General features: G+C 74.8%; 4 protein-coding genes. 3 read left to right on the forward strand and 1 reads right to left on the reverse strand.

Annotated features, from left to right (window positions below; translation table 11 throughout):
* Positions 1–241: 241 nt before the first annotated feature.
* Positions 242–685 (reverse strand): TM2 domain-containing protein, encoded by a 444-nt coding sequence (locus FOE67_RS09435; protein ID WP_323384569.1) that lies wholly within the window; start codon positions 683–685, stop codon positions 242–244.
* 330 nt (positions 686–1,015) lie between these two features.
* Between FOE67_RS09435 and topA the strand changes: the two genes are divergently transcribed.
* From topA to FOE67_RS09450, 3 genes are all read left to right on the forward strand, one after another.
* Positions 1,016–3,949: a type I DNA topoisomerase gene (topA, locus tag FOE67_RS09440; RefSeq protein WP_182662481.1), complete on the forward strand. Its 2,934-nt coding sequence runs from the start codon at positions 1,016–1,018 to the stop codon at positions 3,947–3,949.
* A gap of 521 nt (positions 3,950–4,470) precedes the next feature.
* Entirely contained in the window at positions 4,471–7,602 is a 3,132-nt protein-coding gene (gene tmk / locus FOE67_RS09445) for a dTMP kinase (RefSeq protein WP_182662483.1), read from the forward strand.
* A 175-nt stretch (positions 7,603–7,777) separates the two neighbouring features.
* A partial coding sequence (locus tag FOE67_RS09450) for a right-handed parallel beta-helix repeat-containing protein (protein WP_182662485.1) occupies positions 7,778–8,664 on the forward strand: 887 nt, incomplete at its 3' end.

The raw sequence follows: 8,664 nt of genomic DNA on the forward strand, positions 1-8,664 counted from the left end.
GGCCCGGAGGGGGAGGCGGCGGATCCCGGTTCGGCGACCCGCTCGACCGAGGGGGGAGCGCATCGAGGCGCATCGAAGCGCGGCGGGGCATCGGAACCCGCCTCGCGGTGCTCCGTCACGACGTTCCTCCTCTCCCTCCTCCGATCCCTCCTCCGGCTCTCCACCGAGCCTTTCCGCTCCCGCCGGGGGCACCCCGGGGCCCGGGAGCCCGGGGCTCCGGGGGCCACCGCGCGGGCGGTCCTCAGTTGCTGCGCAGCACCCGGCCGTCGGAGTCGGTGACCCCGTCCGCGGCGAGCAGGTAGATGCCGTCGATCAGGGCCCAGATGCCCAGACCACCGCAGGTCAGCAGCTGGGCGACGGCCAGGCCGTAGTGGCCGGTGTACCAGCGGCCGGCGCCCACGCCGCCCACCAGGATCTGCAGCAGACCCGCGATCAGCTTGGTCTTGGAGGAGTACGGCCGGCCGTGGACGTCGTAGCCGTAGGGGGCGTTCGGGTCCGCCGGGTACGCGCCCTGCGGGTGGCCGGTCGGCTGGGCGTAGCCGCCGGGGTAGCCGTAGCCCCCGGCCTGCTGTTGTCCGTAACCCGGCTGGCCCGGTGCGCCCGCTCCCGGCCCCCACTGCTGCCCCCCGTAGGGGTTCTGCTGCGAGGGGTCGGAGGGCGGGCCGTAGGGATTCTGGTCGGACACTTTTCCCCCTGGTGGTTCGGTCGTGTCGCCGGTCGGGGAGGGTTCCCGGGCCGCGTCGGTGCGCGCGGCGGTGTGACCGGCCACGCACATCCTGCCGGCGACATCCGGCGGCGGGAACAGCGGTCGTCGGGTTACCGTCGAGAGGCGTTGTGCGGTTTTCCCGTTTGACACGGAGGCGGGAGGTACCGTCACACTCCGCACCATGATGATGCCGTGGGAGCCGCCCGCGGAAACGGCCGATACGGCTTCCGGGGCCTCCCGGTACCCCGACCGTTCCGTCGGCCGGGGTCGCCGCGGCCCCGGCCGACCGACGGAGAGAAGAGCGAGAAGTTGTCCCCGACCAGCGAGACCGCGAACGGCGGACGTCGACTTGTCATCGTCGAGTCCCCCGCCAAGGCCAAGACGATCAAGGGCTACCTCGGCCCCGGTTACGTGGTCGAGGCCAGTGTGGGGCACATCCGCGACCTGCCCGGCAGCGCCGCGGAGGTGCCGGCGAAGTACAAGGGGCGCCCGTGGGCCCGGCTCGGCGTCAACGTGGACGAGGACTTCCAACCGCTGTACGTGGTCAACAGCGACAAGAAGGACCAGGTCAAAAAGCTGAAGGAGCTGTTGGCCGAGTCCGACGAGCTCTACCTCGCCACCGATGAGGACCGCGAGGGCGAGGCCATCGCCTGGCACCTGCGGGAGGTGCTCAAGCCCAAGGTGCCGGTCCGCCGCATGGTGTTCCACGAGATCACGCGGGACGCCATCCGGGAGGCCGTCGCCAATCCCCGCGAGCTGAACCAGCGCCTGGTCGACGCGCAGGAGACCCGCCGCATCCTGGACCGTCTCTACGGCTTCGAGGTCTCCCCGGTGCTGTGGAAGAAGGTCATGCCGCGGCTGTCCGCCGGCCGCGTGCAGTCCGTCGCCACCCGCCTGGTGGTCGAGCGCGAGCGCGAGCGGATCGCCTTCCGCTCCGCGGAGTACTGGGACCTCACCGGCACCTTCGCCGCCGCGGGCCCGTCCGCCGGGGGCACCGGCGATCCCGGCGAGGTCGAGGCGTTCACCGCGCGCCTGGTCTCGGTGGACGGTCGGCGCGTCGCCCAGGGGCGCGACTTCGGTCCCGACGGGAAGCTGCGCGACCCGGGCCGGGTGACGCACCTGGACGAGACGAACGCCCGCGCCCTGGCCGCCGCACTGGCGGAAACCGACTTCGCCGTGCGGGCGGTGGAGTCCAAGCCGTACCGTCGCTCCCCGTACGCGCCGTTCCGCACGACGACCCTCCAGCAGGAGGCGTCCCGCAAGCTCGGCATGGGCGCCAAGTCCACCATGCAGGTGGCGCAGCGCCTGTACGAGAACGGCTTCATCACCTACATGCGGACCGACTCCACCACCCTGTCCGACACGGCGGTGGCGGCGGCCCGGACCCAGGTCGCCCAGCTGTACGGAGCGGACTACCTGCCGGACAAGCCCCGGTCGTACGCCGGGAAGGTGAAGAACGCGCAGGAGGCGCACGAGGCGATCCGCCCCTCCGGGGACCGCTTCCGCACGCCCGCCGAGACCGGTCTGACCGGTGAGCAGTTCCGGCTCTACGAGCTGATCTGGAAGCGGACCGTCGCCTCCCAGATGAAGGACGCCGTGGGCCAGTCGGTGACCGTGCGGGTCGGCGGCCGGGCCGCCGACGGGCGGGAGTGCGAGTTCACCGCCTCCGGCAAGGTCATCACCTTCCACGGCTTCCTCAAGGCCTACGTGGAGGGCGCCGACGACCCCGAGGCCGAGCTGGACGACCGCGAGCGCCGGCTGCCCCGGGTGGCCGAGGGCGACCCGCTGACCGCGCGGGAGATGTCGGCGGATGGGCACGCCACCAAGCCGCCCGCCCGCTACACCGAGGCGACGCTGGTCAAGGAGCTGGAGGAGCGGGAGATCGGCCGGCCCTCCACCTACGCCTCGATCATCGGCACCATCCTGGACCGCCGCTACGTCTTCAAGAAGGGCACCGCCCTGGTGCCCTCCTTCCTCTCCTTCGCCGTGGTCAACCTGCTGGAGCAGCACTTCGGCCGGTTGGTGGACTACGACTTCACCGCCCGGATGGAGGACGACCTCGACCGGATCGCCGCCGGTGAGGCGGAGTCGGTGCCGTGGCTGCACCGCTTCTACTTCGGTGAGAGCACGCCGGGCGACGGCACCGACGCGGCCGACGGCACGGGCGCCGCGGCGGCGGCCGACGGCGACCACCTGGGCGGGCTGAAGGAACTCGTCACCGATCTGGGCGCCATCGACGCCCGCGAGGTGTCCTCCTTCCGGGTGGACGAGGACATCATGCTGCGGGTCGGCCGGTACGGCCCCTACCTGGAGGGTCCGGCCGAGCCGGGCGAGGACGGCGAGGCCGCCACCCGGCGCGCCGACGTGCCCGAGGACCTGCCGCCGGACGAGCTGACCCCCGAGCTGGCCCGGGAGCTGCTGGCCAAGCCCACCGGTGATCACGAACTGGGCACCGACCCGGAGACGGGCCGCCCCATCGTGGCGAGGGACGGCCGGTACGGCCCCTACGTCACCGAGGTGCTGCCCGAGGACACCCCGAAGACCGGAAAGAACGCGATCAAGCCCCGCACCGCCTCGCTCTTCCGCTCGATGTCGCTGGACACGGTGACGCTGGAGGACGCGCTGCGGCTGCTCTCGCTGCCCCGGGTGGTGGGCGTCGACCCGGAGAGCGGCACGGAGATCACCGCGCAGAACGGCCGCTACGGCCCGTACCTGAAGAAGGGCACGGACTCGCGGTCGCTCTCCTCCGAGGACCAGCTGTTCACGATCACGCTGGAGGAGGCGCTGGCGATCTACGCCCAGCCCAAGCAGCGCGGTCGGGCGGCGGCCAAGCCGCCGCTGAAGGAGCTGGGCACCGACCCGGTGACGGAGCGTCCGGTCGTGGTCAAGGACGGACGGTTCGGCCCGTACGTCACGGACGGCGAGACCAACGCCACCCTGCGCCGGGACGACGAGGTGGAGACCATCACGCCGGAGCGGGGCTACGAACTCCTCGCCGAGAAGCGGGCCAAGGGGCCGGCGAAGAAGACCGCGAAGAAGACGGCGGCGAAGAAGACCGCCACGAAGAAGACCGCCGCGAAGAAGACGGCGGCGAAGAAGACCGCGACCAAGAAGTCCGCCGCGAAGAAGACCACCGCGGCGGGGAAGACGGCCGGCAAGGCGACCGCGAAAACCGCCGCCGAGAAGACCACGACCCGGAAGACGGCCGCCGCCGGGGCCTCCCGCGCCGGCGACGCCGACTGATCCACCGGTCCGCGCGAACGCCTCACCGGTCCCGACCCGGAGCCCCCGGGTCGGGACCGGTCGCGTTTCCCGCCGGGCCGCCGGCCGCCGGGCCACCCGCCGGGCCGCCGGCCGCCGTGCCCGCCGGTCCCCCTCTCCACGACACGCCCGGGCGGGGGCGCGATCCGAGGGCCCGGGGGTGACGTGCCCCACGTCGCCGCGGGGTCGCCCCGTGCCCCGGCCGGGCACCGGTCGTCGGGCACCGTCGGCTCCCGGGCCGCATCCCGTAGCCCCGGAGCGGGTCCGAAATGGCGCGGTGTGGTCGTTTCGTCCAGTGGATCGGGGTGCGGAATCGGCCGGCACGCCCCCGGCCGACCGCCCCGGCGCGAAGGAGCTTTTCCGCGGGCGGCTTCCCCCTTCCCGCGCCCCCAATCGTCCGCCCGGGAGGACGGTTTCCCGACGCCCCGTCACCCGCGCCCGATCGGCCGTCCGCCCACCGGGGACCCCGGCGGGGCGTCCGTCCCGGGCGCTACGCTGGCCGAATGACGCGAGCGGAGGAACCCGGGGCCGCGAGCCCCGCGGGTGGTGTCATCGACGAGGCACTGGCGACGGAATCCCGGGAGCGCGCACCCCGGGCGCTGTTGCGCGTGCCCGCCCTGCGCCGGTTGTGGGAGGCACAGCTGGCCGGCGGCACGGCGGACGTCCTCGCCCTGCTGGTGCTGCTGGTGTTGGCCTTTCAGGCCGCCGCGGTGGCCGACGTGCTCGGCGGGGGTGAGCGCGGCGTCGTCCTGATGCTCGCGCTGCTGCTCGCCGTGCGCGTCGCCGGCGGCGCCCTGGTCGGGACCCTGCTGTTGGACCCGCTGGGCAAACTGGTCGCCGCCGAGGGCCCCCTGGACCGCCGGTGGACCCTGATCGGCGCCGACGGCGTCCGGGTGATCGCGCTGGTGCTCGCCCCGCTGTGGGTGGACTGGACGCCCGGTACCGCCTGGGTGTGGCTCCTGGTCACGGCACTCGTCCTGGCCGTCGCCGAGCGGGTGTGGGTCATCACCCGGGACGCCGCGGCCCCGGCCCTGTTGCCGCCACCGCCCCCCGAGGGCGGCGCCGTCCGACCGCTGCCCGACCGCGCCGAGGCGCTGCGCTCCCTGTGGACGCGCACCTCCTTCCTCGTCGTGCCGCTCGCCGCGGCCGTCCTGGTCGTGGCAGCCCTGTTCAACAACCTGCTGGCCACCGGCATCGACTGGTTCGGCACCCACCGGGTCGCGATGGGCGCCTACGCCGCCGCCGGCCTGTTCGCCGCCTCCCTGGCCGGGCTCGTCGCGCTCGCCCTGCCGGGCTCCGGCTCCCCGGCGCCCCACTCCCCGCTGGCCGGTTGGCGCCGCCCCACCGGCGACGCCGGCGGCGAGGGGAAGGCCGGGGTGCCCGAGCGGGGCCGCACCGGCGCCGTGCCGATGCTGGTCCTCGGCTGCGCCGCCGTGGCCGCCGCCGTCGCCGCGGCGGTGGCGCTGGCCTACCCGCACTCCCTCGGTCTGGGCGGCGGCCCCGTCCACTTCGGTCTGACGGTCCTCGCCCTCACGGCCGGCGTGCTCGGCGGCATCCGCCTGGCCCCCGCCGTGCTGCCCGGTGTGGGCCGCCGCCGGGTGCCGGCCCTGGCCGTCGCGGCCGTGGGCCTCGGGGTGTTCGCCCTCGGCATCGTGCCCGACGCCGCCACCGCCCTGGCCTGCGCGCTGTTCACCGGCCTGGCCGCCGGTGTCGCCGCCCGCACCGGTCACACCCTCCTGGACCAGGAGGTCGAGGAGAGTCGTCGCCCCCGCCTGACCCGCCACCTGCACGCCGTGGTGCGGATCGCCGTGGCGGTCGCGGTCGTTCTCGCCCCGGTGATCGCCGCCCTCATCGGCAGCCACCGCGTCGAACGCGGCGACTTCGTCATCGCGCACGGCGGCGCCGCGTTCACCCTGATGATCATCGGTGCCCTGCTGCTGCCGGTCGCCGCCCTGCTGCTGCGCGGCGTGGACGACCGGCGCGGGATCCCCCTGCGCACCGAACTGCGGGACGCCGTCCGTCCGCCGCGTCCCACCGAGGCGCCCGCCGGCACCGGGTTCTTCATCGCCCTGGAGGGCGGCGACGGCGCCGGCAAGTCCACCCAGGTGGAGGCGCTGGCCGAGTGGATCCGCGGCAAGGGCCACGAGGTCGTGGTCACCCGCGAGCCCGGTGCCACCCCGCTGGGCCGCCGGCTGCGGACCATCCTGCTGGACGTCTCCTCCTCCGGTCTCTCCGACCGGGCGGAGGCCCTGCTCTACGCGGCGGACCGCGCCGAGCACGTGGAGAGCGTCATCCGGCCCGCCCTGGCCCGCGGCGCCGTGGTGATCAGCGACCGCTACACCGACTCCTCCGTCGCCTACCAGGGCGCCGGGCGGCAGCTGTCCGCCGCCGAGGTCGCCCGCATCTCCCGCTGGGCCACCGACGGGCTGGTGCCGGACCTGACGATCCTGCTGGACGTCTCCCCGGAGACCGCCCGCGAGCGCTTCACCGAGGCGCCGGACCGCCTGGAGTCCGAGTCCGCCGAGTTCCACGCCCGGGTGCGCGCCGGTTTCCTCACCCTGGCCGCCGCCGACCCCACCCGCTACCTCGTGATCGACGCGGGCCGCGACCCGGAGACGGTGACCACCTCCGCCCGCCACCACCTCGACCGGCTGTTGCCGCTCTCCGAGGCCGAGATCCGCGCCCGGGAGGAGGCGCGGCGCAAGGCCGAGGAGGAGCGCAGGCGCCGCGAGGAGGAGGAGCGCCGCCGCAAGGAGGAAGAGGAGCGGCTGGAGCGCGAGCGCCAGGAGACCCTCGCCCGGCTGCGCGCCGAGGAGGAGGAGCGCAAGCGGCGCGAGGAGGAGGAGCGCCGCCGCGCCGAGGAGGAGCGCAAGGCCGAGGAGGAGCGGCTCCGGCGCGAGGAGGAGGAACGCCGGCGCCGGCAGAGGGAAGAGGAGGAGCGCCTCCGGCTCGAGGCCGAGGAGCGCGCCCGGCGCGAGGAGCAGGAACGGCTGCGCCGGCAGAAGGAGGAAGAGGAGCGGCTGCGGGCCGAGGCCGAGGAGCGTCGGCGCGAGAAGCAGCGCAGGGCGGAGGAGGCCCTGCTGCGGGCCGAGGCCGAGCGCAAGCGGCGCGAGGAGGAGGAGCGCAGGCGTCGCGAGGAGGAGGAGCGGGCCCGCCGCGCCGAGGAGGAGCGCAGGGCGGCCGAGGAGGCCGAGCGCAGGCGCCGCGAGGAGGAGGAACGGCAGCGCCGGCAGAGGGAAGAGGAGGAGCGTCGGGCCTCCGAGGAGACGACCCTGCTCCCGCAGTTGGAGGAGGACACCCGGACCCTCCCCGTTCCGCCCGGCAGCGACGAGCGGGTCGTCTCGCCCAACGACGAGACGGCCGTGCTGCCGCAGGTGGCGGCGGCGGACGAGACGCCCGCCGTGGACGAGACCGCCCGCCTGCCGGTCATCGAGGACCCGGCGGAGCGGGGGGACGAGGGGACCCCGGGGGGCTCGGAGTCGGACGCGTCGGACCGTCGGCGCAGGCGGCGGGACCGGCCGAGCTGGGCGGAGGAGACCCCGCTGGACGACGTGCCGACCCTCGCGGACGAACTCCTGGGTCCCTACGGTGACGAGGAGAACGGCCGCCGTTCCGGGGGGCGCGGCGGGCGCTGAGCGCGACGGGTCGGGCGACCGTCCCGAGCGACGGACACCGGGGCCGGTGGGAATCCGAGGGGATTCCCACCGGCCCCGTCCCGTTCCGTCGTCCGGGTGAAACCGAGGGGCGAACCGGCCGACATACCCTCATATCAGTCCACATACGGGACAGCGGACGATACATCTGGCGGGCATGGGGCTCCCACTGCGCACCCGCCGCACCCGCCGCACCCGTCCGGCCCACCGGCCCTCCCCGGTCGACACCCCGACCGGGGCCGGGTCCCCGACCGACGGCGACGGGGGCGGCGACGGCGGAACCGCGCGCCGTACCGCCCCCGCCGCGACCCTCACCGCCGTCGCCGCCCTCGTCACCCTGATCATCCTCATCGCCCTCGTCGGCTGCGGCGCCCTCAGCCCCCGCGAACGCGACATCCGCCCCGGCCCCACCGGCCGGCCCGCCGTCATCACCGTCCCCGGCGACACACCCTCCATCCAGGCCGCACTCGACGCCGCCGTCCCCGGCGACCTCGTCCTCGTCGGTCCCGGCGTCTACCGCGAGAGCCCCGTCCTGCGCACCCCGCGCGTGGTGCTGCGCGGCTCCGACCGGGGGGCGGTGATCATCGACGGCGAGCACCGCCGCGCCACCGGCATCACCGTCCTCGCCGAGGAGACCGCCGTGGAGAACCTCACCCTCCGCCGCCACACCACCGCCGGCCTCACCGTCGCGGGAATCGCCGAAAGCCCCCTGCTCGGCTACCGCGCCTCCTACCTCACCGTCCACGACAACGGACGGCACGGCATCCTCGCCGTCCGCGCCCGGCGCGGCATCGTCGAGCACTCCCACGTCTCCGGCCACGGCCACGCCGGCATCCGCGTCGAGCACTGCGACCCCTGCGAGAGCGTCGTCCGCGACAACATCACCGAGGCCAACACCATCGGCATCGAACTCGTCGCCACCGGCCACCCCATGACCGTGCGCGGCAACACCGGCGAACGCAACACCGCCGGCGTCCGCGCCCGGCAGCGGAACACCGACGACCCCGGCCCGATCATCCTGGGCAACATCCTCCCCGACAGCCC

It is taken from the genome of Streptomyces calidiresistens, from assembly GCF_014141525.1.
Taxonomy (GTDB): domain Bacteria; phylum Actinomycetota; class Actinomycetes; order Streptomycetales; family Streptomycetaceae; genus Streptomyces; species Streptomyces calidiresistens.